Here is a 25381-nt window from a genome sequence, read left to right as displayed (position 1 = left end):
CGCGCGATGACGGACGCGGCAGCACGTTACGTGGCGGCGATGGCGGATCGCGGGCCGCTCGACATCCGGTGGGACCTGGCGCCGCTCCGGCACAAACGCTACCCCTCGGCCGAATGGGTCCAACCACGGCATCCGCTGGGCACGCTGCTCCGGGGCATGCTCGGCATCACCCGCGTGATCTGGCGACACACGGACGCGGGACCGATGGCGATCCCGGGCCGTCCGGCGCCCTCCGGGGGCGGCCTGTACCCGATCGAGGCCTATGTCGCCTGCCCGGACGGGCTGTTCCACTACGACCCGGTCCACGAGGTCCTGGAGGTGCTGCGCACGGGTGACCACGGCCCGACGCGGATCTGCCTGACGGCGGTCTTCTGGCGTTCCATGTTCAAGTACGGCGACTACGCCTACCGCCTGATCTGCCAGGAGATCGGCGTCCTGCGCACCCAGGCGGAAGTGGTCGCCACCACCCTGGGCCTGACCGTCACCCCCGGCGACGCCGACGACACCCTTCTCGGTCTGGACGAAACCCGCGAATCCCCGCTGGCCGTCCTGTACGTGGAGCCGTACGAACGCATCCTTCCGCCGGAGTCCGCCGACGCCCCGCGAAACTCCGGCGACCTGCCGCGGGAGGCCCGGCCTCTCCCCCGGCCGTTTCCTCCGGGCACGGCCCGCGACCTGCACCGGGCCGCGGACGCCACCTCACGGGCGAGACGTCCGAGCCCACCGGAACAGGGCATCCGGGTTGCGGCCGAAGTGGTGGATCTCCGCGACGGTCTGCGCGCGCGCCACTCCCCCATCGACGGTTTCCGCCCGGCGCCCGTCCCGCTGACGAAGATCGTCGCGATAGCCGGCCTCGCCGTCCGCCCCGGCCTGGACCTCTACCTGCTGGCCTTGCGCGTCGACGGCCTCCCGAGGGCCGCCTATCACTACGACGGCGTCCTCCGACGGGTCCGCGCCGCGCCGCTGGAGGAACTGGGCGCGGCCTCCCTCGTGGCGAACACCCGGGAAGCCCTGAAGACGGCCGCCGCAGTGATCGTCCCCGTGGGCGACCCTCTGGCGGGCACCGCGCGCGACCACCGTGACCAGCTCGTGGAGATCGGCGCGTCGCTGCAGCGGGCGACGCTGGCCGCCGCCGCGCTGGGTCTCACCTCCCGCATCCACTCCGACTGCGCCGACGAGGCGACGGACCGCGTCCTTGGCCTGACGGGCCCGGCGCGGAGCCTGTCGTCCCTGCTCGTCGGCGCCCCCAGATCCCGGGGGCCAGACCTGGTCCTCCGGTTCCCCGATCCGCAGAAAGGAGGTCCGAAGGCACGTCCGGAACACACCGATCAGTGAAAGAGAAAGAGGAGAAACGTCATGGAGAAGCTCCCCCTTGACCTGTCCGGTCTGGAGGTCGAGGCGATCGACGTCCTGTCGGCCGACTCGATCGTGATGGAGGGCCACGGCGCCATCGAGACGGGCGCCTCGTCGGCGATGGGCTACTGCTCGTCGTACATGCAGGCGAACAGCTGCTGGGCGCCGGAGGCGTAACAGGTCCCCGCTGGTAGCACGTTCCCACTAAACGCCGAGGGCGCCCACGGCACGGGCGCCCTCGGTCACGGGATGAAGGAGTGTCCTTGTCGCGAACAGCCCAGCCCGCCGACCGAGATTACGTCGTGGCGCCGATTTTCGCCATCCGGGTGGCCGGGCTGCCCGCCGACGGGTTACGGCGGTTGCGGTGTGAGCGCACATGGAGGCTCGTCGACGAACTGCTCGAGGTCGCCCGCACGCTGGCTGACGAGGGCCGGGCGATGTCCGGCCCCCTGCACGAGGTGATCGGCGCGGGCTTGTTCAAACCGATCCTGGTGGCGCTGCGCCGCGATCTCTTCCGGGGCCGCCGCCCTGACCGGCGGGCGACCGCGCCGCAGGTGCTCGCCGCGCTCCCCGAGGAGCTGCGGGCACGGGTCCTCGCCTGGATCGCCCTCAAGGACCTCCACGACAGGCTGGCGGCCGACCTGCCCGCCGTCTACGAGACCGAACAGCGGGAGAAGGCCGAGCTCCTGCGCGTGCTCGCCGAGGACGCGACCTTCCGCCGAGGGCTGGAGCTCGGCAGCCCGATCCTGGCCGCGCGCACGTCCCCGTCGCGCCAGGAGATGGTCAAACTGGCTCGCTACCTGGCCCGCGCCACCATGAAGACCAGCCCCTACGCGACGTTCGCGTGGAGCGGTTTCGGCACCTGGACCGACGACGGTCCCATGTCCGCCCCACCCGCCGCCCTGACCTGGCGGGAGGTCGTCGACCTCGACCGCGCCGTGTTGCGCCCGCTCTGGGTGACGTTGTCGCGGCACGCGGAGGCCGCGGAGACGCGGGTGAACCCGACCGCGTTCGAGGAGGACGGCCGCATCTGGTTCCTCGGCCCGACCGCGAAGGAACCGCTGCTCAGCGTGCCCGCGACCGAGCCGGTGAAGGCGGCGCTCGCGGAACCGGCCAGGGCGCTGGCCGACATCGGGCTGGTGGAGCTCGTGCCGCCGTACGGCGAACACGACGACGACCCGCTGACCAAGCTGGGCGTCGAGCAGGACGCGAAGGTGATCCGCGACCTGCTCGCCCCGAGGGAGATCCCGGAGCGGAATCTGTTCTGGCACAACGCCGTCATCCCCGGCGACGCGGGCCGGTGCGGCCGGGAGGCGTGGCGCCCGGCGCTCGACGACCTGAACCGGCTGCGCAAGGGGCTGGCCCTGTTCGACGGCGACCTCCCGGTGAAACTGGCCGCCGCCGACTTCTTCCTGCGCCGGTACGGCCCCGGCGCCGCCGTCCCCGTCATGAGCTTCTACCGCGCCGTCCACAGCGACCCGGGCCCGCTGCGCGACCTGGTCCGCGATGTCTTCGCGGCCGGTCCCGGCCACGCGGACCTGCGTGAACGTTTCCTGCGGACCGGCGAGCCCCCCGACGACGACCGGTTCCGCGCCCCGGGTTCGATCTGCGTCTACGCCCAGACGCTCCCGGCGGGCCGCCTGGTCGTCAACACCGTCACCGCCGGTTACGGGAAGGGACTGTCCCGTCTCCACCACCAGCTGCGCAGGATCGGCCACGCCCCGGACGTGTCGGCGCTGCGGGCCCCGCAACACGACACCAGGATCGCCGAGGTCACGGGCGCCCTCGGCAGCGGCCTGAACCTCCGCACCCCCACGGCCGATGTGACGATCGACTACCCGTACACCACGGGTGGAGGTCTGCACCCCTCGGCGTTGACGGTGCGGCTCGACGGTTCCCGGCTGGCGTTGTGGGCCGACGGTGAGAGGGTGCGCCCGATGCACCTGGGCATGACCGCCCAGCACTGGTTGCCGCCGTGGTTGCAGTTCCTGGTCAGGGTCTTCGGCGAACCGTCGGTCGCGATGGTGCCCGGCTGGGTGTTGCGCCCCGGCCCGGTGCCGCCGCGTGGCCGGATCGACCACCTGCCCCGCCTCGACCTGGGCATGGTCACGCTGGCCCGCGAGTGCTGGCGGCTGCGCGCCGCCGACTTCCCTTCGGGCGACCTGCCCGCGCTGGCGTCGTGGTTGCGCGACCACGACATGCCGCGGCGTTTCTTCGCCCGGGTCCTGGACCTGCGCGACGGCATGCTCGCGGGCCTGCTCGGCAAACACCGCAAGCCCATGTACGTCGACGTCACCGATTCATTCCTGCTCGCGGGCCTGCGCCACGCGGCCGGGAACCCCGACGCCCTGATGGTCATCGAGGAGACCCTGCCCAACCCCGAGGACGCCCCCGTCTACCCCGGCGGCCCGCGCGTCACCGAGTACGCCATCCAGGTGAGCGCCCCGTGACCTCCTGGCAGAGTGCCCACCTGTTCCATACCGGAGACCTCGACGACCTGATCCGCGACGTCGTCACCCCGCTGGCCCGGTCGGCGACGGCCTCCTTCTACCTGCGCTACTGGGAGTCGGGCCCCCACGTGCGGCTGCGCCTGAAAGGGGTGCCCCGCGACGAGATCAGGGACCGAGCCGCCCAGTGGTTCGCCGACCACCCGTCGCCCGCCGTCGACGCCCCGGCCTACCGGCGGCTGGCGGCCGTGCTCGCGAAAGGGGAACGCCGCGAGAGTTACGACCCGGCCCTCCACCCGCCCGGCAGCGTGGTGTTCATCCCGTACGAGCCGGAAGAGCGCGTCTACGGAAACATGTCCGCCGTCGAACGACATTTCAGCATCTCCAGCTCCCTCGCACTCGACGTCCTGCACGGCGCGCCCGCGATGGAACGCAGGACCGCCGTCGGCCTCGCCGTGCTCACCCTGACGATGGCCGCCTGCCAGCCCGACCTCGCCGAAGCGGCCCGCCGCCTGCCCCCGCACGACCCCGGCGACCTCGGCGACCTCGGCGACTCCGGCGACCTCCCGGCCGCGCTGGTCACCCAGACCGAACGCCTCTGGCACCTGAAGGACGGCCCCGGCCTGCTCGGAACCTGGGCCGCCTCGATCAACGACCTTGCCGCGAACCTCCCGACAACGACCGGCGACGCGGGCTCCGCCCACGCCCACCTGGCCGTCATCGGCGACGACGCACAACGGGCCCGCGTACTGCTGCGATGCGCCCACCTGTTCCACAACCGGATCGGCCTGCGCCCCGGCCCGGAATCACATGTCTCGACTCTCGCGGCCCGCGCGCTGGCCGCGCTGCGGAGGTGACCACCATGTGGCACAGTGTCCACGTCTTCTACCACGAGCCGGACAAGGATTCCCTGATCCTCGACGCCGTCCGGCCCCTGCTGGCCGACATCCGCGACCATGTCGAGGCGGCGTACGTGGTGCGCCACTGGCGGCAGGGCCCCCACCTGCGCGTCAACGTGAAAACCGACCGGCGAACGTGGGAGGAGGCGGTGCGCCCTCGCATCGACACCGTCGTCGGCGGATGGTTGCGCGACCACCCGTCGACGTACGTGGTGGACCAGGCCGAGAGCCTGGCGCGGCACCGCCTCATGGCCGCACGCGAGCAGGAACACGGCCCGCTCACCCCCTGGCCCGCCGACAACTCGATCGTCGAGTTCCCGTTCGACGACCGCCGCCACGTCCTGGGCGGCGACGAGGCCGTCGACCTGCTCACCGCGTTCTACAGCGACAGCACCCCGCTCCTGTTCACGATGCTCGACCACTGCCGCGACGGCCGCGACACCAAGCCGGACCTGGCCATGGCCCTGCTGCTGACGGTCGCACACACCTCCCATCCGATCGAGCGCAGCTACCTGTCCTTCCGGGTGCACGCCGAGGGCTTCCTCCCGTGGACCAAGGACCCCGAGGCCGCCCGGCGCTCCTTCGACGAGGTGTACGACTCCCGCCGCACCCAGCTCACCCAACGGGTCAGGCAGGTCGTGGACACCATCGACGCGGACGGGGACAGCCCGTTCGTCCGGGAGTGGGCGGCGCTCGTGGAGACCTACCGCGCGAGGGCCGACCGCGTGGTGCACCTGCTGCCGACCATGGACGACGCCCCGGCGGAAACGAGGGGCGAACTGCACACCCTGATGTTCGGCACCCCCGACTACCGCCGCGACATGTTCACCCGCCCCGACTTCCTGCGCTACCGGGTGGTGCTCAACTACACCTACCTGCACCTGACGAGGCTCGGCCTGACCCCGCTCGACCGCTTCCGCACCTGCCACCTGCTCGCGAACGCGGTCGAGGAGGTCTACGGCGTCTCCGGCCTGGAGTCGATGCGCCGCTACGCCCTCGGCTAGCGGGACGGGCCAACCGGCGACCACGGGGCGCCGGTCGTCGGCAGGCGTGCACGTCCACCGACACGAGAACAGGCCCTCCCTCACCAAGGGCGCCCAAACCATGGACAAGATCTTCAAGAAGCGCCTGGACACACTCGCTGCTGCCGCAGCACTCGCAGTCTCCCTCCCGTTCATATTCAGCTGCATCCATACCTGTTACGCGCGCCCGTTCCGTGAGCGGTTCACTGGACAGACCCCGGAGAACGGGGCCGGCGATCAGCTCTGGAGTGCTTTCCAGTTCCATGTGAGCCCGTAGGACGAGCTCAGAGCCAGCGAACCTGGGCCGATGGCGCCGAGATTGAGGAAGCGGGCCTGCGCGTCGTACTGACCCACCGTCGTCGGCTGCGATGCGTGCCTGTCGGCGAGAGGGGTGCAGAACACGTAGCCGCCGTCATTGGCGCGGAATTCGTTCAGCGTGAGCCGGTTACCATCGCCGACCGCGGGATCGGTGGCCGTTGAATTGACGTACAGTCCCTTGTGGACGAGGTAGTAGCAGTAGAAATCCTCGGTCTTGTCAGCGTATATGGGCAGGAATTCTTCTTCGGGACCGCCGCTGTCGGGTTCGAGCACCACCGGGGTGCCCGGCTCCGGATCGGAGTCCTGCACGGTCATGGCCGAGCCTGCGCCGGTGACGATCTCGTCGACGTCCAGCGCCTCGTTCTCGGCGTCCTGAAGGAACCAACGTTGCCCGGGGTCGAATTCGTCGACGAGATCACGGCCCACCAGTTCTTCGCCGTCCGCGCGATCCAGGGCGGTCAACGCCTGACCGGTGGCCTTGTTCAGCAAGATCCATGTGCCGTCACCCATGTCCAGCAACTGCCAGAGCTGGGAGTCGCCCTCGTCGGAGCCTTGGAGAACCGCCGGCGCGTCGGCACGGCCGAATTCCTGGCCCAGATAGGTACGCGTGACGCTGTGCAGCACGCGGTAGTGACCTGGGTGGTCAGCGGCGGCCAGGAAGCGGAAATTGTGCGCGCTCTGCTCGGAGCGGGCGAACATCCTGGTCTTGAGGCGACTACTGCCGGGCTGTGTCCCCGCACCCGAAGGGTAGGGAGAGCGGGTGCTGGATGCGCTTCTGAGATTCTGCGTTGTTCGCGGAACGGCCTTCGCCCGCTGCGCCGGCTTGGACGTCGTGCATCTCTGATCGTCGGTGGGATAGGAGAAGTCGTATTCGACGGGACGGTGGTCCGACAGTTCGAAGTCGGTTATCGGCGTCCCGAACCCGTAACCCCTGTAGAGCACCGGGGTGACGCTGTTCTGCGTGACGGCGTAGTCGATGGTGCGTCCCGTGACGGGGCGGGTCGGCCCGCTCGAGGACAGTATGTCGAACTGATGGGAGTCGCCGCCGAGGGCGTTTATCAATCCTGCCTGTCCATAAGCCTCCATGTTGAAGTCGCCGAGGACCACCCAGCGCAGCGGCTGCCCGTTCGGGCCGGCGTTCTCCATACGACTCTTGATGTTCCTCAGCATCGTGGCGTTGTCCGTTCCGCCTTCCGCTGCCCCGTGCCAGGTGAAGTAGACGACACCGCAATAGTTGACGCCGAGCGCGGGACGGGACTTGCCCTCGTGCACGCCGTTCCTGGTCGCTCCGGGGACGACGAATATCTCGTTCCGCTGGACACTTCTCCGAGTCCAGACGGCCAGATTGATCTTTTCCGGGTTGCCGGAGCCGTTGTCGACGTTCGTGTTCAGCCAGTAGAGGTAACCTCCTCTGCGGCCTCCGCTGGTTCGGCTGAGCCAGATCTCCTCGACGGGAGGCGCGTTCGTGCTCCCGTCCCGCATCCTCTTGACGTAGTCGGTCTGCGCGATGGCGTCTTTGGCCCAATAGTGCCGGTCGGCGGGATAACCGGTTTCCTGTAGGGCCAGGATGTCGTTCTCCCTGGGAGGATTCTCCTGCGTATGCAGGGAGGGCAGTGCGGTCGCGTACCTGTCGCCATGGTGTTGCGAGGACGCGCCGGCCATGTTCCAGGTGGCCGCCTTGATCTCGACGAGCTCTGGGTCACGTGGGGGAATTTCGCCGCCGGTGTCGCGGAGGAACAGTGAGTGCCGATTCCCCACGTCGAGGGTGGCCACTCCGTTGCCCCGGTAGTTCAGGGTCTCCCGTTCGGTCCAGTCCGTGATCGCCTGCCCGTTCTGGCGCAGGGGCAGGAACGTGCGCGGGTCGGAGTCGTTCGATCCGAACTGGAAGGCGGTACCGGCCTGGGCGCCGTACGGCCTGTACGGTTCGAACGGCCCGCCCGCGGTGGTCTGCTTGCTCAGCGTGTTGTTGTAGAAGACGTTCTGCGGCCCGGAGGAGCCGGCCCACTTGCCCGCCTTGGGGCCGGCCGCCCACCAGATCGGATACCAGGTGCCCTCGTCGATCTCGCCGCCCTCACCACCACAGTTGGCCGAGCAACTGGCCGAGCGGTGCTCATAGGGGACTCGCACCGTGTTCTGCTCGAACAGGTTGTCGTGCTCCCAGCCGCCGTGCAGGTTCAGGTCGGAGTCGAGGTCGTTGCGGAACGCGACGTTGCCGCCGGCCGACCACTGGAAGGTGAAATGGCGCAGGTTGCGGCTGAGGTTGTGCGCCCACAGCGAGTCCCACACGCGACTGCCGCGCAGGTAGCCGTTGCCGCCCTTGCCCTTGTTCCAGGCGCCGTCGAAGCTGTTGCGCTCGATCTGCAGGTTGCGCGCCACCTCGGTGACGATCGGGTGTGAGCCGGTCATCGTGGCTTTCAGCCCGCGCGCCCAACTGTTGGCCGCCCACTTGAACACGATGCCGTGCATGGCGTACTCGGGCGCCATGTTGCCGTAGTTGTGCACGGCCTGCTCGGGAGTGAGCGAGTACGTCTCCTGGCCACCGATCTTCGGCAGGCCGTTCATGTCCTGGGTGAAGGCGAAGTCCTCGAACCCGACACCCTCGACCACCTTCAGCGGCGTGACCTTGCTGGCGTACGGGGTGCCGTTGCCGTTCAGCGGTTCGGAGCCGTCCGATTCGGAGTCGACCGGCAGGTCCCACTCCAGCGGCCGGTCCAGCGTGATCGTCTTGGCCGTGGCGTCCATGCGGCTGAGCCGGAACATCTCCTGCCGCATGTGGAGCGCCTCGATCATGCTCTGGTCGGTGATGCCCTGCTGCGCGTAGAACTTCCGGCTGTTGGCCGCGCCCACCCAGACATAGCCGCCCGGCTTGAACTTGGTCATGTCGGCTTTCGCGTCCAGCCGCACGACCGCGCTTCCCGCCCGTGCCGAGAAGCCCGGGTCCCCGTCCGCCGCGGCCACCTTGAAGCCGGAGGCCCAGTGCTGGTTGATGCTGCCCTCGTAGAGGTCCTTGCGCATGGGCAGGCTCGACGCCAGCTCCCAGTCATCCTCGTACCGGGCCGCCACCTCCCGGGTCTGGACCCGGAACATGCCTCGCCCAGGCCAGATCCAGCCACCCTTGCCGATGTCGGGGGCGGTACCGGCAATCATGCTCTCCTGGTCCCACCGACCGTTGATCACCTGGTCGTAGCGGGTCCGGAGGCCGGGTCTGAACACCAGCCGGGTGCCGCCGTCGCCGGCCCCCTTGCCCCGTACGATCAGGAATCCGGCGTCGACGTAGATCTGCTGGGTGATGTCGAGCCGGCCGGAAGGCAGCTCGACGAGCGAGAGCCGGTTGAAGTTGGCGTTCGGCGAGCAGACGCTCTTGATGTGGTCGATCGCCTTCTGCAGTCCGGCGGTGTCGTCGGCCCCGTCGTCCGCCGTCACCCCGTAGGAGGAAGCAAGCTTTTCCGGCGAGATACGGCAGGAGGCGTCGTCGGTCAGATCCGTATCGCCCTCGGGCAGCTTCTGGCCGCCTCGGTATCCTGCGCGTGACCAGTCCGGTAGACCGGCCGTCGGGGTTGTGCGGTTGGTGACACTCAGGTCCGGGCCGGACGCTCCCGGTCCGGCCGACGGCGAGTCCTCCGCCGTGGCAGCCGCGGTCAAGGGCGTCGGGGAAGCGGATGCCGCCGGGGCGATGCCCGGCGACGATAATAAGAGCAGCAGGCCGGATAACACGGATGACACGGCCGCCGCTGGTCGAAGCAGTCTCACGTGATCTCTTTCTGAGTAGGACGCCGGCGCCGGGCGCCGGCGTCGACGTCGGCGACGATGGCGCCGTCCGGCTAAGCGTTTACCGGCTTCACCACTGCGGGGCCGACGGCGTGGGCATCGCCGCGAAGTCGTAGACCTTCTTCCACAGCACGCCGCTCTTGCCGCCGGCTGAACCGTTGATGACGTAATAGACATCGGTACCGGCTACCACGGCCAGCGGAGTTCTGCCCGGGGAGAGTGCGAAGCTGTTCTCCTCGTAATAACCGCTCCACCCACCGTCGCGCGAGATCATGTAACTCCCGATGGTGTTGTCGCGGTCCTCGGTAATGGTGATGACGCCGTAACCGCTTCGGGAGAGCGCGACGGACGGGCCATTCCTCGTGTAGCCGGGGGTGCCTGTCGCATAAACCCGGAACGGATTCGTCCAGTTGCCGGTCCCGTACCGCTGCCGCGACATGTACACGTAGTTATTGGTGCCCGTGAAGGCGAGAACGACCTGGTTCCAGGGAGCGGGGTCGTTGTTGGTGTCCACCTGGGCGGCCAGTCCCGGCGCGTCCTTGCTCTGCGCACCCGGCACGATGCCGGGCGCGCTGTAGGTCGCGGTTTCGCCGTTGTAGTACATCGTCCAGATGTCATCGGTGGACTGGCTGTTCCAGGCGAGCATGAAGGAGTTGCCGGGGAGCGCGGCAACCGCCACGGGCTCGGTGTTGGTGGTGCGCGTGTCGTTGGGGATCCTGGTCCAGTTGGGCAGGGTGCCGGGCAGTTGGTAGCTCGCGCTGAGCTGGACGCGGTGCTGGTAGACGTGGCCCTCGGTACCGGTGTGGAAGATCCGGAAGTTTCCGCGACCCCCGTCGTCGGTCCAGATCACCCTCGGAGGAGTCCACGTCTGCGCGTTGGGCAGTGAGTACGCCGGCCCGTTGTTCAACGAGATCCAGATGGAGTCGTTGTCCGCGCCGCGCCAGGCGTGCAGGATGTTGCCACGGTTGTCGCGCGCCTCTCCCGGAGTGGACCTGCTGGTGATCTGCCCACCGGCATAGGTCACCGGCTGCCAGTCGGATCCCTCACCGGGAAAACCCCAGGAACTGATCGAGGCGTCACCGTCGTCGGCCGAAGCCGGTGCAGGCGCCGTCATTCCACCAGGAGCGGCGGCACAGGCGACCAGCGTCACCAGCGCGATGAACAACCTCTTCTTGATGAGCATTTCTTCTCCCGCATCGTCTCTCGAATCGATGTCCGTCGCGCCCTTTGCGCGGAGGTGACTCATGGACTGTCACTACAGAGACAAAGTGCGGCAGGCGGCTTGTGACATGACGCTCGTCACATCACGTCAAGCCCGCGGCACAATCAGTCTGAATTGTTTTCCGAGGTCACCTCAATGCGTGCCTGCCTCGGTTTCACCATGGACGTCTCGATGCCAGACGCGCTGTCCCGTGGCACCGCTCTCGTAGTTGTCGTCCTCCGGTGGCGCGCCGGGCGGTGTGGACTGTTCCAGACGCAGGAACATCTCCACCGCCTCCGCGCCGAACGGCACCAGCGACACCTCCAGATCGCCGTGCGGCAACTTGCGCGGGTGCGGCGGCGGCATCCCCGGCATGTCCAGGCGCGGCGCGCCGCCGACGGCGTTGAGCAGGTTCGCCGCCAGCGCCAGATGCAGCATCTCCTCCACGAAGACGCCGCTCACCACCTCCACAGCGGATCGGACCGCCGGCCGGTGGGCCGGCGGTCTGGTTCGATCCTGGGGTCAGGCAGCGATGACGGCAGCCGGTGCCGTCACGCTGCGGATACTTCGCCGGGGTTCAGGACGGGCGTGGGCCGCGGCGGTCCTTGCGCTGGGCCAGCTCGGCCTCTTCCACCAGCGTGAACATCGGCTTGCCCGGCTCGCACAGCATGGTGACCGTGAACCGTACCGGGACATCGTCGCGATTGTTGCCGTCCTGGTAGTGGATGACGTCGCCACCCGGCTCCCAGAACGCCTCGCCGGCGCGGATCACCCGCTCCGGCTCTCCTTCCAGCTCCATCAGCATCTCGCCCTCGAGGACGACGCCGAAGGCGGGACCCGGGTGGCGATGCGGCGGCGCGCCAGGGTCTCCGGGCGGGTACTCGATGACCACGGTCATCGCGTGCGCGCCCTCGGGGATGAACGGAGGCTGCGCCTCCTGCAGCACGGTCAGCGCCGTCTGCCACGCGGTCGATCGCGGCTTGTCCATCGCCCCGCCTACTTCGCGTTGGACCGGTCGAGCCAGTCCTTGTAGGTGATGGTGCCGAGCTGCGCGCCGTCAGCGGGCACCAGCGACCGCTCGCCGAGCAGGCTGCCGAAGTAGCGTGCCTGCGAGTCGACGACGACCTCGCGGGTGTCGCCCCAGGCGGCCAACGCCTCGCGGAAGAACTCATCCATCTTGTACCGGGTCGGTCCGGCGATCTCGATCCGGCCGTTCAGCGGCGTCCCCACCGCGGTCCTGCCGACCGCCTGAGCCACGTCGTCGCCCGCGATCGGCTGGAACAGCACCGGCGCGATGTGCACCTTGCCGTCGACCGTGCCCTCGTCGGCGATGCCGCGGGCGAACTCGAAGAACTGGGTGGAGTGCACCAGCGAGAACGGGATGCCCGACTTCTCGATCAGCTCCTCCTGGGCGATCTTCGCCGCGAAGTAGCCGTTCTCCGGCATCCGGTCGGTCCCCACGATCGACACCGCCACGTGATGGCCCACCCCCGCGGCCGCCTCGGCCGCCAGCAGGTTGCCGGTGGAGGTCTGGAAGAACTTCATGACGGCCTCGCGCTCGAACGAGGGCGAGTTCGACACGTCGATCACGACCTGGGCGCCCTTCAGCACCTCGGCCAGGCCCTCCCCGGTCAGCGTGTTGACGCCGGTGTTCGGCGCTGCGGCCACGGCCTCGTGGCCGTGCTCGCCCAGCTTCTTCACCAGCTTCGACCCGATGAGCCCGGTCCCGCCGATCACCACGATCTTCATTGTTGGCACCCTTCTGCCTCTCTGGGCGCTGTAGTGCGCCCGCATCGTCAGTTAAGACAAGGCAGCCCCCTCACTTGTGACAGGCGGCCTCGTGTTCGAGGAGAAGCTTGGTGAGCTCGACACGCGAGCCGACCCCGAGCTTGGTGAAGGCATGCCGGAGGTGTGTGCTGACCGTGTGCGGCGGCGGGTGGAGCCGATCGGCGACCTGCTTGTCGGTGGCGCCGCCGGCGACGAGCCTGATGATCTGCGTCTCGGAGGCGGTCAGGCTGTCCAGCCCGCGGTCGGCCTACCGGACACCGCGCGAGCGGCGCCCGCCCAGGCCCTTGAGGTCGTGCGCCGGTAGCCCTTCAGTGCCAACGCTGGAGTTTGTCGGGGTTCAGGATGATCCACACCGCCGTGACCTCGGCTCCGGCCACGCTCACGCTGACCACCGCCACGGCCTTGCCCGCCCGCCGCAGCACGAGCCCCGTCCCGCCGTTCACCGATCCGATGGCCGGCTCGGTTCCCGGCTGGTCGATCAGCAACGCCGTGACGACCCGCGCGACCGCGTCCGCACCGTAAGTCGGCCGTACGGCGACGCGCACCTTGCCGCCGCCATCGCTGACGACGATCGCGTCGGCGGCCAGGACTTCCCGCAGCGCCTCGGTGTCGCCCGCCTGGCAGGCCGCGGCGAACCGGCGGGCCACCCGCTCGTGCCTGGCGAGCGTCTCCGGGCCGTACCCGGCCCGGTGCGAGGCCGGGTACGGCACGGGCTGGGCCCGGGGCACCCGGCCGCCGGGCACGTGGTCGGGGTCGGGGTCGGGGTCGGGGTCGGGGTCGGCGAGGAGCTCCAGGCAGATGCTTCCCGCTGTCCGCGTCAGCCAGGCGCGCGGCACCGCGATGGCGGCGCGCTCCTCCTCGTCGAGGGCGTACCAGCGGCGATAGGTCTCCTGGACGACGTGGTCGGCCGTGGTGTCCGAGCCGAACATGCACAGAGCGATCTCGAGCAGGTGCTGCCGTTCGTCGAGCATCTCCGCCAGCGACTCGGCGCCCGCCTCGGTCATGATCTGCCGCCCCCTTCATTGTTGGCAGATAAGACCGGACAGCCCGTTACGTTGTGACAAAGCGGCTGCGAGACCGCTCGAAGGCCTCGATCTTGGCCGGGTTGAGGATCCACAACAGGTGGTGGATCCCCTCCCTGGAGGCCTCGATGGCGAGCAGGGCGACGCCGCTGCCGTCCCGGGTGACGAGCACGCCCGGCAGCCCGTTCATCTCGACCCACGTGACGGCGGCGCCCGGCCAGAACCGTGGTGAGAACGCGGCCACGAACCTGGCCACCCGCTCATTGCCCAGCACGGGGAACTTGGCCGATCCCCTGATGCCGTCGCCGTCGGAGGAGCTGACGACGTCGGAGGCGAAGAGCTTCTCCAAGGCGCCGACGTTTCCCGTCTGGGCGGCGTCGAGGAACGTCTCCAGAAGGCGCCGGTGCTGGAGCCTGTCGATGGGCTCGTGGCGTACGGCGGTCAGGCGCCTGCGGGCGCGGCTCACGATCTGCCTGACATTGACCGGGGTGAGCCGCAGGATCTCCGCTATCTGCGGATAGGGGTAGTCGAAGGCTTCGCGCAGGACGTAAGCGGCGCGCTCGGTGGGATTGAGCTTCTCCAGCAGGAGCAGAAAAGCCAGCTCCAGCGCTTCGCCGCGTTCGGCGCCGACAGTGGGGTCCAGACTGGTGTCCACGGGTTCCGGCAGCCAGGGGCCGATGTAGGACTCCCGCCGCATGCGCGCCGACTGCGCCAGGTTGATGGCCAGCCGGGTGGTGACCAGCGCCAGGAAGGCCGCCGGGTTCTCGATGGTCTCGCGGTCGGTGTCCTGCCAGCGCAGCCACACCTCCTGGACGATGTCCTCGGCCTCGGCCGCGCTGCCCAGCATCCGGTAGGCGATGCCGAACAGCCGCGGGCGCAGCTCGATGAAAGCGGACGCCGCCCGATCGAGAGCGCCCGCCTGTTTCAGGGATTCCGTGTTCATGTGCCCCACATCGATTCACCCGTTGGCCTGGGCAGGGGTTCGTCAGCCTCGCGCGTGGTCCACAGCGTCGAGGATAGTCGCTGTCACGGCGTCGGGCTGGGAGGCCGCGAGCCGTCCTCCAGCACCTTGACCGCGTCGCGCAGCCCCCGCAGAGCGATCTTCTCGCGCTCGACGTCCGTCGGGTCGTACAGCCACTCGGTGACCGGCCGCCACACCTCCTCTTCCGGATGGCTCGCCTCGGCGATGATCAGCTCCTCCTCGATCTCGACGTGGAGCTCGTACAGGAACTCGTTCTCACCGTTCGGGGTGGTCATGTCTCCTCCAAGGGATGTACAGCCGGCCTGCTGACCGCGTGGATCAGCCGGTCGGCGGCCGGCATCGGCTCGATCGGGATTGGCCGGGCCCCGAACCGTTCGGCGGCCCAGGCCGCCGGCCCGCCGACTCCCGCGCCCACATCGAGCAGCCGCATTCCAGACGTCGGCGGTCCAGCCCGCGACATCGCCGGACTCGGCGACCATCGGCAACGCGGTCACAACAACCTCCCCCGTTCAGCGGTGTGGCCCGATCGCCAGCTAAGACAGGACAGCCCCGGCATTTGTGACAAGATCCGGCTATTCGACGAGCTTTCCCACGGTTGAGACCTCGCGCATGAACGCCGCGATCTCGGCGGGAATCGGCGGGATGCTCTCCCGCTCCACCGATCCGGGGCCGGACCACCCGAGGTTGACCTGCGGTGCGGGGTCGAGTTCCGGGTCGTCGGAGCGGTTGCGGCAGCCACGGGTCTCGCGGCGCTCGATCGCGGTGTCGACGGCCGCCCGCAGATCGGCCCCTCCGGTCCCGATGACCAGGACGGACGTGGCGATTCTGTTCTCTGATGCGTACATGACGCTCCTTCAGCTACGGGCCGCCCAGAGGGCGACGGCGACCAGCGCGACGCAGGCGGCCGCGATCAGCCCGACCACGGCGGCCACCCCGATCCAGGGCGCCGCGAGCGGCGACAACACGACGGCGCCGACGCACCCTGCCACGGCAGGGCGGGGGATGACGGAGTCCGCGTCGACCAGCGCATGCACCACCCGGAGCAGGATGAGATACACCCCGACCGGGATGGCGACCGCGTAGCCGATCGCCGTCGGCGATGCCGCCACCTGGCGCCCGCTCTGCTCCACCGCCACCTCGAGCCCGGCGCCAAGAGCCGCCAGCGCGGCGAAGACGCCGAAGTGGCCGTACCCCCACCAGTACGACCGATGACGCCGGTCGCTGAGCCCCTCCCCTGCCTTGACCAGGAAGTACAGCCACCACATGGCGAACAGCAGGACGAGACCCGATCCGGCGATGGCGACGAGGGGAGCCGCTTCGAGCGCCGCTTCAACTCCTCTGCTCGCGGCCAGGACACTCTCGCCCAGCAGGATGATCGTGAACAGGCCGTAGCGCTCGGCGATATGGTGCGGGTGCCAGGTGGTTGCCCTGACTCGCTCCGCCCACCACGGCACCGCCAGCTCCAGGACGACCAGGCAGGCGAAGAACGGCAGCTGGAGTGACGCCGGCAGGAATCCCGTCCCCAGGAGAGCGAGTCGGAACAACCAGCCCAACTCGACCAGACCTATGCCCGCGGCGTAGCGGAGCCCCGTACGGCGGCTCGCCGGGTCTTCGAACGCGGCCCTCAGCCATTGGGCGACAAGCCCGATCCTCATGATGAGGTAACCCAGGGTGATGATCCCGTAGTCGGAGTGGCCGACCGCGGCGGGCACGCCGACGGCGAGGACCAGCACCCCCGCCATCTGCACCATGGTCAGCAGCCGGTATGGAACGTCGTCGGTGTCGTAGGACGACGCGAACCAGGTGAAGTTCATCCACGCCCACCAGATGGCGAAGAACACCTGGAGGAACGGGACCAGCCCGGTCAGGCCGTGATCTTCAGCGATGGCGTGCGCGAACTGCGCCGTGATGGCCGCGACCGCGATCACGAAGGTGAGATCGAAGAGGAGCTCGAGCTGGCTCGACGCGCGATGCGGCTCGTCGACGGGCCGGGAGCTCATCTGGACCCGGATCCGGACGGTGGTCCTGGTCGAGGGCACGCTCACGCTCCTGTCGCTCTTACGGCATCCGGTTCGCCAAGGAAGACCGGACGGCGCCGCGATCTGTGACAGCTCGTCGCGGTGGTTGTCAACGGTGGGCCTGCACGTGGCGTCCGGCATCGCGGGGATCGAGGACGCCGGGGCCCGGGCGCGCGCCAAATCGAGCAGGTGCTCCCCCCCCACCTGCGCCGACCGTGGCGGCGCTCGGGGCCGCCATCGATCGCGGGCAGGAGAACACCGCGTCCGACGCCCCGGATCCGGAGGTCGATCCGGCTGTACTGAAGGCGGTGGCCGCCGAGCCCGGCGAGTCCCACCCTCCGCGTGCCGAGTGCGTCGACAACCTGGCCGATCACGTGATGATAGTCGGCGCGGACGGTAGTGGTGGCGGCGAGCGCGCCCTGTCCTGGCCCGTCCATGGCGAACACGGCCGACCCCCGGTACAGCAGGGCGGCGACGACATCGTGGAACTCCTCCTTGCCGGAGTCCAACCCAGGAACCACTACGACTGGTACGGCTCGAACCTGTGGACGCGATCCTCCACGCCGACCACCCGCTGGCGGACGCCCCCGCGGTCCGTCCGGCACAGTTGCGCGACGGCGTGCTGTGGCCCCCCGGCCCGCTCCACCGGCTGGACTTCCTGCACCGCTTCGCCACGGCCTTCGGCATCCACCAGCACGCCGAAGGCACGAATCTCGGACTGGACCACTTCCTGGCAGACCTGGCAGCCGACACGCAGCACTTCAGCCTGCTGCCCGCGGACATCCCCCTCCCGCCGCACCCGACGATCCGCTCGGTCCCGCTGATCGACCCCACACCGCTGTACGCCTGGTCACATTGCGCTGGTAGGCGAGTGGGGAACGACCGTGGGCAGCGCAGTCGGGGCTGGACTGCTTGGCGGGAGCGTCGAACTGCCGGGTACGGGATCAGGCCTTCTGGCGCTCGCCGCACGAGGTGCGGGCGACCAACGTAGGCGCGAAGACCAACTCGACCGGCCCGCTGGGGCGGTCGACGACGAGTTCGCCCGCCTTCAGGCCCATCTGGTAGGAGGGCTGGGCGATCACGGTGATCCCGAGCGCGGTGGCCCACGGAAAATCGTCCATCGTCACGAACGCGATGTCGCCGGGGATGGCGATGCCGCGAGCGGTGAGGGCCGCGTGGACCGCGACGGTGAGTCGGCCGGTGGTGCAGACGATCGCGTCCAATGGCTTGCCGCGATCACGGCCACGGACGAGCAGCGTGTCGACGGCACCGCTCACCTCGTCTTCGGTTTCCGCGACCATCACCGCGTCCTCGGGCAAGGGCAGCCCCAGGTCCGCGAGGGCCCGCCTCAGCCCCGCCGTGCGCTCGATCTGAGACGTGCGGCGTCCCGAGGACACGACGCCTATGGACGACCGCCCGCACCCGGCCAGATGGACGGCCATCAGCCGCCCGGCCTCGACGTTGTCCAAGCTGATCGAGTGCATGCCGGGCGGCGCGTCCAGCACGGAGCGCGCGATGATCACGCAGGGGGTGCCGTTCTCGGCCATCCGGCGTGTCCGGCCATCGGTCGCTTCGCCGGTCGTCACGATCAGGCCACGCACCCTCTGTTCGTCCATGGTCCGTACCTGGGCGACCTCGCGGTCGACGCGACGGAAGGTGTTGGCGAGCATGACGAGGCTGTCGTTTGCGGCCGCCACCTCGTCGATGCCGCGGATCAGGTCCAGGTAGAACGGGCTGCTCAGGTCGCGGATGACGACTCCGATCGTGCTGGAGCGTCCGGCGAAGACGCCCCTGGTGAGCGCGTTGGGGGTGTACTCGAGACGAGCGACCGCTTCCCACACCCGGGTGGTGGTCGCCTCGGTGACGGCGCCGCCGTTGAGGACGCGGGAGACCGTGGCCGTGGACACGCCGGCGTCCGCGGCGACGTCGCCGATGGTCGCTCGTTTCACCATGATTCTCCCGGTCCCCCCAGCAGTTCCGGCGCCGGTCAGGCGGCGACGCGCCGACCGGCTCTCGCGACGATCTCGCCACCGACCATGACGATCCCCACGTGGTGGAGCTCCGCAGGGTCCGTCAGCACGAGGTCGGCGATCGTTCCCGGCAGGATACGGCCACGCCGCGGCGCCACGCCGGGGATGGCGTCCGCGACGTTGGCGGTCGCCATCGCGACCGCCGCCGGCAGACTCACCACACCCGCCTTGATGGATCGGTCGATCGCCAGCAGGATCGGGTCGTGGTGGCCGCCCGCGTAGTCGGTCGAGATCGTGTCGACCACCCCCGCGGAAAACATCGCATAAAGCAATTCCGGCCCCGTTGTGAGCCGCTGTGCCCCGAAGGTGTCCAGGGTGGAGACATCCACGATCGCACCCATCTCCTTGAGCCGTCCGGCGTGCTCGACCGCCTCGCGGAGCTCGAAGCTCGAGTGGTTGGAGTGCCCGGCGATCAGCGTCACGTCCGTCTCCGCGATGGAGGCGACCTGGGTCATCGATGCCGCCGCGTTGTGCACCAGCACCGGGACACCCGCCTCGCGAGCTTGCCCGGCCGCCTCGGCGAGCCCGTGCAAGGCGATGTCGAAGGCCGGCAGCACGATGCCGGAGACGATCTCACGGGTGTCCTCGACCGAGAGCGTGCCAGTCAGGCCCGCGCTCGCCAGGGCCTCCTCGACACGGTCCCGATCGAACGCCTTCTCCGAGATGTGCCGGCCCAGCACCGCGGTCTTCAGCCCGTTCGCCTGCCGGGGTGTGATCTTCACGCCGGTACGTCTCTCGATCTCGGCCGGGATGTACATGTAACTCGCCCCGCCCCCACCGAGGGTGTGTCCCGCCCCGATCTCGCCGAGCGCGACCGCGCCGGCGCGTACCGCGTGCCGCGCGGTGAACATACGGTTCGCCTCGGTGAGGCCGCCGCCGTCGGCGATGGTCGCCGCCGCCAGGCACGCCGGGGTGTTGCACGAGGCGAGTTTGACGTTGATCGGGTGCACTTCACCGGTGCGCGCGAGCGCCTCGGCGGTGACGAACCCGTCCACGCAGAGCACCGTGGTCGTCCCTTCCAGCAGGTGCCGGTCGAGGTTGGCGAGGACCTGCTCGTGTGGCAGGCCCACGTGTCCGCTGGGAAACAGCGGTCCGTACGCGGTGCCATGTGTGTGGTTGTTGATCAGTCCGGGGATCATCAGCATTCCGGCCGCGTCAACGATCTCGTCCACCGTGCCGTAGGCGTCAGCCGGTCGCGCGGGAACGATCTCGCGAATGGTGCCCCCCGCGACGACGATGTCCACCCCGTGCCGTGGATCCGTGCCCGTGCCGTCGACCAGGTCGCAGCCATGCAGGACGATCGTGCGCATGATCCCTCCGTTACCGGGCCGCCAGTGCCGGCCGCTCGAACCGGAACGCGGCCAGCGCGTCGTCGTGGTCCTCACCGAGCACCTCGCCGGCGACCAGGTCGCCGGCGTGCACGCTGAGCGTCGCGCCGCTGTGCGAGACCGCGAAGTGGAAGTTGGGCAGCGCGACGACCCGGCCGAGTACCGGCAGGCCGTCGCCGGGGATGGGCCGTTGACCGACCCGGACGGCTTCCACGGTCGAGGCGCGCATTCCCGGGTACAGCGCACGACCGGCCTCGACCACCTTGTCGATGGCCGACGGGTCGACGCTGATCTCCCCGGTGCCGGACACGTGTGCCGTGTCGTCGATCTCATGGGTGTGCAGCAGCAGCCGCCCGCCGCCATCCGGGCGTAGGTGGACGTGCGGGGCATGGATGACGCGCGAGACCGATACCGCGACCGGTGAGGAGCAGACGAGCACACCGCGGGTGTTGCGCATGGGCAGAACCAGTCCGGCCAGCGCGGCGATCCCGGCGGCCTGGGGTCCTGCACAGTTCACGACCGCATCCGCGAGGAGCCGCCGGCCGGAGGCGAGCCGCACGGCGCGCACCGTGCCCGCAGTCACCTCCAGTGCGGTGACGGCGTCGTTCGCCGCCAGTTCGGAACCGCCGGCCACCGCCCTCGACAGCAGGTGGGCGATCAGGCGCACCGGCTCGATCCAGCCTTCGCGCGGGAAGTAGGCGATCTCGCCTGCCGGCAACTCGGCGGGGTCCATGTCCGGTTCCAGGCCCAGCGCCTCCGCTCGGCTGAGCCACCGTGCCTCGTATCCGTAGTCGAGGACGCCCGCGACCTTCTTGCGCAGTGCCTCGCGCCCGGCGTCGTCGGCGGCCCATTCGAGGTTGCCGCCCTCGTGGTACCAGTCGCCATGAGGCACGTCGGTGGCCAGCTTGCGATGGGCCGCCATACTCGCGACGCTGAAATCGTGGTACGACCGCGGCTGCTTGCCGCAGGAGTTGGTCCACGAGAACGTCGCACCAGAGCTGCCAGCCGCCGGTGCACCGGCGTCAACGACCGTGACACGAGCGCCCCGCCGCGTCAGCGCGGCGGTCACCGCCGCACCGTAGACGCCGGCACCGATGACGACCACATGCTCGACCATGCTGATCCGGTCTCCCTCGTCTTTCGTGGGGCTTGTCGGGTCGTTTCGGGTGTCGCCGATCTCGGCGCTCATCGTCTAAGCCGGGGCGAATGAAAGGGAACTGATGACCTCGGCTCGACGGCTTACGCCCTCTCGAAAGTAACTAGTTTCTGTAACTAGTTACAAACAAAGCATGCGCCGTTCCGCGTGTCAATCGAATCTGCCCCTGCACGGTGTCGGGTCTCATGATCTGCGTGACAGATCATGCTCAGGACCTGTGTGACGCTCAAGAAGGTCATCGCGTCCTTGCCGGACTTCCCCTGCCACACGAAGAGCACTGTTCAGGTCAAGCCAGAAGTGCATCGAGGAGGCGCGTTCAGAGTCGGCAGCTTCAACCTCTACAGAACGCGAGACGGTAAGCGTCGTGTAGAGACCATCTTGCTGAGCCCACTCCTGTGGAAGTTGGAACTTTGCCGCTTGCTCGATGATGTGGGCGTCTCGTGCCGCAAGCCGATCAGCGACCTTCGGCACGAGGTACTCGTCCAGCAGAGATCCAATAGCAGCATCACCAACAGCAGTCGCACGGACCACCTCATCAGGGATGTCTCCAATAGTGATCCGAGCATCCCAGCCGTCAACGGTGAAGCGCTTAGTCATGACCACAGAAGCATTTCGCTTGTAGGTGTCTCGCGCCCGGAAGATACGAACTGCCCATAGCTTGGTCACTACGGTCTCCTCGGGGACGGCTGCCAGAACTGGCGACTCTCTGCTCCATAGCTCGCACAGCAGAGACAAGCCGCCTCCAAGCTCTGGCTAGGAGTACCTTGGTCACTCAGTTAGTCACCCAGCAACGGAAAAGGGTGTCACGTGATCACGTGACACCCTTGCCGACCAGCAAAAACCTGGTCGGGACGACAGGATTTGAACCTGCGACCCCTTGACCCCCAGCCACGAACTGGGGGTCTGGGGCGATCTGAAGGCGTCGGATGGGGAGCCTTCCACCTGGGAAAACTTCCGGGGAGGTCGGAAGCAGTCGGAACCAGTTTGAAGGTGTTGGCTCCCCAGATTGGCTCCCTTGACCCCAGGACGTTGGAGCAGGCGTTTTCGCAGCTCAACAGCTCAGGTAGCTATGGATGACGTTTGGCGACGTGCGACTCGTTCTACTGGGTGCACAACGTAGGCTCCCACCTGGTCCCATTGAACCTCTATACAAGTCCGCAACCGGCTAGCGCTCGCCGAACATGCGCTGCTGACAAAGTCCTGTGGGCAGACCTACACAACAGGCAGACACCCATGCCCATAGCGGTTTAGGATAAGCATTATGACGCTAGATAAGATCACTCGCGATGATGTCCTGAGGTCTATCGATGAATATAAGCTTATTGGCCAAAAATCTTTTCTTGACAAGTATGGGTATGGACCATCCGTTCGCTACCTGATTGCATACCAAGGAACAGCATATGACGCGAAAGCTATTTTGGGCGTAGCCCATAAATTCAGCCAAGGCAAGGCACTACGCCCTGAGAATTTCTCAGGCGGACAGTCACATACGATACAAACGCTCCGTAATCTGGGATTTGAAGTTCAAGATTCACTCAGTCGGGTTTCACGTATATCGAGCAGGCTTCTCTTTAAACAGTTTGGTGGTCAATGCGCCTTTTCTGGCTGCTCTACTTCCTATTTGAGAGACGGGACACCATTACTTGAGATCGCCCGCATATCCTCAACTAACCCAGCTAGTCCCAGACATGAACCAGGGGTAATCCCTAATGCACCTGAAAATTTGATTGTCCTCTGTCCAACTCATCACTCATTGATCGACAGGGATCCGAGTCGTTTCACGGTAAGGTGGTTAAAAAATCTCCGAAGCCAACGAATTGCGCAATTCGAGATACGCTATGAGACACCCTCCACTGCAACTAATACACGAACCACGGTCGACCTGCCTGAGTGCATCCAAGTGTGGGAACAAGAAAAAGGTAATTCCGATGAGGAATTTTGGCAATCCTACTTTCAGGACCGGCCCGAAACCTTGGCTCTAGCACTTGAAGGCAGAGCCTACTGTCTTAAATCTAAATGCTACGTAGGCGGCAAGACGGTAGAAAATAAGCAAGGCAACGAGATTGACTTTCTAGCTCAACATCGAAGTAATGCCGCACTTCTTGAGATAAAGCCACCCACAACGGATCTTATGGCATCGAAATATCGAGGGAATGCAATCCTGCCTGCGCGCGATCTTATCGGAGCATGTATGCAGATACTGGAATACAAAAATAGCCTCGCCTTTAATATGCATGCACTGTCGTTCGCCAGTTCAGACTTGCAGGCTTTCGATCCTCGCGCGCTAGTTATCATTGGAAATCTGGAAGCTGAGGAGATGAATGACATCCAATTGCGGTCGTTTGAGCTTTTCAGGAACTCCCTCAATGGTATCCGCATAATTACTTTCGATGAACTTTTCAATGGCCTCCGCCAATGGCTCGACTTAACCGGGAATAACGGTTAGATTTTAGTTACGCTACCCCGAAGAGCGTCTAATCTCGGTCGGACTCGCTCAGGGCACGCAGGCCCGTCAGGTGACGGTGGGCGGTCTGCTACTGACTCTTCCGATGGTCATAGCCGATCTTGAGACCGGCGAGATCCGCCTCAGCGACGCCGACTTAGAGGCGCTGGACGGCGAAGACGATGATGGGGATGCAGGGAACATGCCCGCCGAATACCTGAGCACCGAGGATCCGGGGCCGGAGGTTCAGGCTGGACGACCCGATACGCGACGCCCCGAACGGCCCGAAGTGGAAGTTCACGCCCCCGCCGTGCGATGACCGCTAAGGAACTCTCAGAGCTTTCCCGACATCTGACCTGTGGGGTGGCGGAGCCTGGGACTTTTCTACGCGTGATCTGAGGCCGTTGTGGAGTCGACGGACCCCGATCCGGCAGTGGGCGCATGGCGCGCAAGCAAAGCAAGTCACCCACATCCAGCCACACAAGCGTTTCTGTCGGCGGACTCGACTAGCATCTCTGCCACCCACCCACCATCAACCCAGTCAGGGGAACAGATGCCTGCATCCACTAACAGAAGAACGGAAATCGAAAAACTTATCGAAGAGAGTTACGAGATCGAACGTACACTAGCCAAGTGGCAGCAAGGTGACACGGTTGACGAGATCGAACTCCGGAATGGGCAATCCCAATATCAAGCATGGTACAGCCGGTCTCTGCCGCTCATCCCTGAGGCTACCCGAGCAGAATTCAAGGACATGTACGAAGGAGGCATGTTCATCAAGCGAATAAAATCGTTCATTTTCGCCCCTCTCGCCATAAATGACTTCTACAATCCCGCAGAAGAGAACCCAATCATCGATAAATGGAAATATCCTTATGATAGGAATTTTGCGGAAAGCTTCCACACTCAAAGGTCCATCCTCCAAGGGCTCATCTATGCCGTAGCAGAAGTTGCCCCAACACTACGAGAGTTAGCTGAACTGTTCAGCAGGTTTCCTAGTTTTCTCCAGGTTCTCCAGAATTCCGATAGGCTCAATATCCCTAGCCCCACCATCGAAAACGAGGGAGATCTACAAGTACTGGTACATGCCTGCCTTCGCCTTTTTTACGAAGACGTCAGGCCAGAGGACTTCGTTCCCGAATATGGAGGTGGGCGTTCCCGCGTTGACTTTCTGCTTCCCGAAGCGGGCATCGTGGTGGAAACAAAGATGACCAGAGAGACACTTAGCGATAAAAAAGTAGGCGAAGAGCTACTCATCGACTGGGGTCGATATTCAAAGCATCCCGACTGTCGCGGAATTTTTGCATTAGTTTACGACCCAGAACGGCGGCTGCAAAACCCGATCGGACTCCAGTCGGACTTAACTCAAGAGCAGAACAACCCAGCTACCAGGGTACTCGTAGTGCGATAGGCCCGATCCTGAAATGACAAATCATCTATAATCAGCGCGTATGTAAATAAGGCATTGGATTTAGCCCCGCCCCGATAACGTCCGCCCTATTCTGCCTGCTGACTCTCGTTCCGATGATCAGCCATCCGGTCATGCCGAAAATTCTCTAAGCCTAAGCATTAACTGCAGATGACAGCCATCCATAGACACGATCCC

24 protein-coding genes are annotated in these 25381 nt (G+C 66.8%); 8 read left to right on the top strand and 16 right to left on the bottom strand.

Features of this window, described 5'->3' with window-relative positions:
• The first annotated feature begins 6 nt into the window (after window positions 1-6).
• The 5 genes from ABT352_RS23645 to ABT352_RS23625 all read left to right on the top strand — a co-directional run bounded on the left by ABT352_RS23645 (window position 7) and on the right by ABT352_RS23625 (window position 5703).
• Window positions 7-1335 carry a nitroreductase family protein gene (locus ABT352_RS23645; RefSeq protein WP_350947071.1) on the top strand — a complete coding sequence of 443 codons (1329 nt, stop codon included), beginning with the start codon at window positions 7-9 and terminating at the stop codon, window positions 1333-1335.
• 21 nt (window positions 1336-1356) lie between these two features.
• Window positions 1357-1530, top strand: coding sequence for a hypothetical protein (locus ABT352_RS23640; RefSeq protein ID WP_350947070.1), 174 nt, complete (start codon window positions 1357-1359; stop codon window positions 1528-1530).
• An 86-nt stretch (window positions 1531-1616) separates the two neighbouring features.
• Window positions 1617-3803, top strand: coding sequence for a lantibiotic dehydratase (locus ABT352_RS23635; RefSeq protein WP_350947069.1), 2187 nt, complete (start codon window positions 1617-1619; stop codon window positions 3801-3803).
• Window positions 3800-4657, top strand: coding sequence for a lantibiotic dehydratase C-terminal domain-containing protein (locus tag ABT352_RS23630; RefSeq protein ID WP_350947068.1), 858 nt, complete (start codon window positions 3800-3802; stop codon window positions 4655-4657). Before ABT352_RS23635 ends, ABT352_RS23630 begins: the two co-directional genes overlap by 4 nt.
• 5 nt (window positions 4658-4662) lie before the next feature.
• Complete coding sequence (locus tag ABT352_RS23625; RefSeq protein ID WP_350947067.1) at window positions 4663-5703, top strand: thiopeptide maturation pyridine synthase; 1041 nt, start codon at window positions 4663-4665, stop codon at window positions 5701-5703.
• A 255-nt stretch (window positions 5704-5958) separates the two neighbouring features.
• On the opposite strand, the gene ABT352_RS23620 is transcribed toward ABT352_RS23625, so the two are convergent.
• The 16 genes from ABT352_RS23620 to ABT352_RS23545 all read right to left on the bottom strand — a co-directional run bounded on the left by ABT352_RS23620 (window position 5959) and on the right by ABT352_RS23545 (window position 21998).
• Window positions 5959-9789, bottom strand: coding sequence for a hypothetical protein (locus tag ABT352_RS23620; protein WP_350947066.1), 3831 nt, complete (start codon window positions 9787-9789; stop codon window positions 5959-5961).
• A gap of 88 nt (window positions 9790-9877) precedes the next feature.
• Entirely contained in the window at window positions 9878-10990 is a 1113-nt protein-coding gene (locus tag ABT352_RS23615; protein ID WP_350947065.1) for a hypothetical protein, read from the bottom strand.
• A gap of 171 nt (window positions 10991-11161) precedes the next feature.
• On the bottom strand, window positions 11162-11470 hold the full coding sequence (locus tag ABT352_RS23610) for a ferritin-like domain-containing protein (RefSeq protein ID WP_350947064.1): 309 nt from the start codon (window positions 11468-11470) through the stop codon (window positions 11162-11164).
• 115 nt (window positions 11471-11585) lie between these two features.
• Window positions 11586-11996 (bottom strand): cupin domain-containing protein, encoded by a 411-nt coding sequence (locus ABT352_RS23605; protein ID WP_350947063.1) that lies wholly within the window; start codon window positions 11994-11996, stop codon window positions 11586-11588.
• A gap of 8 nt (window positions 11997-12004) precedes the next feature.
• A complete protein-coding gene (locus ABT352_RS23600; protein ID WP_350947062.1) occupies window positions 12005-12757 on the bottom strand; it encodes an SDR family oxidoreductase in 753 nt (250 codons plus the stop codon).
• A gap of 70 nt (window positions 12758-12827) precedes the next feature.
• A complete protein-coding gene (locus tag ABT352_RS23595) occupies window positions 12828-12998 on the bottom strand; it encodes a response regulator transcription factor (protein ID WP_350947124.1) in 171 nt (56 codons plus the stop codon).
• Between the two features lie 106 nt (window positions 12999-13104).
• Window positions 13105-13800 carry a sigma-70 family RNA polymerase sigma factor family protein gene (locus tag ABT352_RS23590; RefSeq protein ID WP_350947061.1) on the bottom strand — a complete coding sequence of 232 codons (696 nt, stop codon included), beginning with the start codon at window positions 13798-13800 and terminating at the stop codon, window positions 13105-13107.
• Window positions 13801-13846: 46 nt separating this feature from the next.
• Window positions 13847-14761 (bottom strand): RNA polymerase sigma-70 factor, encoded by a 915-nt coding sequence (locus ABT352_RS23585; protein WP_350947060.1) that lies wholly within the window; start codon window positions 14759-14761, stop codon window positions 13847-13849.
• An 83-nt stretch (window positions 14762-14844) separates the two neighbouring features.
• Complete coding sequence (locus tag ABT352_RS23580; RefSeq protein WP_350947059.1) at window positions 14845-15075, bottom strand: hypothetical protein; 231 nt, start codon at window positions 15073-15075, stop codon at window positions 14845-14847.
• Between the two features lie 297 nt (window positions 15076-15372).
• A complete protein-coding gene (locus ABT352_RS23575; protein WP_350947058.1) occupies window positions 15373-15645 on the bottom strand; it encodes a hypothetical protein in 273 nt (90 codons plus the stop codon).
• A 9-nt stretch (window positions 15646-15654) separates the two neighbouring features.
• Entirely contained in the window at window positions 15655-16839 is a 1185-nt protein-coding gene (locus tag ABT352_RS23570) for a low temperature requirement protein A (RefSeq protein WP_350947057.1), read from the bottom strand.
• Window positions 16840-17338: 499 nt separating this feature from the next.
• A complete protein-coding gene (locus ABT352_RS23565; RefSeq protein ID WP_350947056.1) occupies window positions 17339-17578 on the bottom strand; it encodes a hypothetical protein in 240 nt (79 codons plus the stop codon).
• A 184-nt stretch (window positions 17579-17762) separates the two neighbouring features.
• Entirely contained in the window at window positions 17763-18770 is a 1008-nt protein-coding gene (locus ABT352_RS23560) for a LacI family DNA-binding transcriptional regulator (protein WP_350947055.1), read from the bottom strand.
• Window positions 18771-18805: 35 nt separating this feature from the next.
• Window positions 18806-20158, bottom strand: a complete 1353-nt coding sequence (locus tag ABT352_RS23555) for an amidohydrolase family protein (RefSeq protein ID WP_169988444.1) — start codon at window positions 20156-20158, stop codon at window positions 18806-18808.
• Between the two features lie 10 nt (window positions 20159-20168).
• Window positions 20169-21365 (bottom strand): NAD(P)/FAD-dependent oxidoreductase, encoded by a 1197-nt coding sequence (locus ABT352_RS23550; RefSeq protein ID WP_350947054.1) that lies wholly within the window; start codon window positions 21363-21365, stop codon window positions 20169-20171.
• A 150-nt stretch (window positions 21366-21515) separates the two neighbouring features.
• Entirely contained in the window at window positions 21516-21998 is a 483-nt protein-coding gene (locus tag ABT352_RS23545) for a hypothetical protein (protein WP_350947053.1), read from the bottom strand.
• Between the two features lie 595 nt (window positions 21999-22593).
• On the opposite strand from ABT352_RS23545, the gene ABT352_RS23540 reads away from it, so the two are divergent.
• The 3 genes from ABT352_RS23540 to ABT352_RS23530 all read left to right on the top strand — a co-directional run bounded on the left by ABT352_RS23540 (window position 22594) and on the right by ABT352_RS23530 (window position 25186).
• Window positions 22594-23778, top strand: a complete 1185-nt coding sequence (locus tag ABT352_RS23540; protein ID WP_350947052.1) for a Shedu immune nuclease family protein — start codon at window positions 22594-22596, stop codon at window positions 23776-23778.
• A 103-nt stretch (window positions 23779-23881) separates the two neighbouring features.
• Complete coding sequence (locus tag ABT352_RS23535) at window positions 23882-24094, top strand: hypothetical protein (RefSeq protein ID WP_350947051.1); 213 nt, start codon at window positions 23882-23884, stop codon at window positions 24092-24094.
• A 234-nt stretch (window positions 24095-24328) separates the two neighbouring features.
• Window positions 24329-25186, top strand: coding sequence for a PD-(D/E)XK nuclease domain-containing protein (locus ABT352_RS23530; protein WP_350947050.1), 858 nt, complete (start codon window positions 24329-24331; stop codon window positions 25184-25186).
• Window positions 25187-25381 lie beyond the last annotated feature (195 nt).

The sequence above is a fragment of the Streptosporangium sp. NPDC000563 genome (assembly GCF_040299985.1).
In the GTDB taxonomy this organism is placed as follows: domain Bacteria; phylum Actinomycetota; class Actinomycetes; order Streptosporangiales; family Streptosporangiaceae; genus Streptosporangium.
The sequence above is the reverse complement of the archived record's forward strand: the minus strand, read 5'-3'. Positions and strand labels throughout refer to the sequence as shown.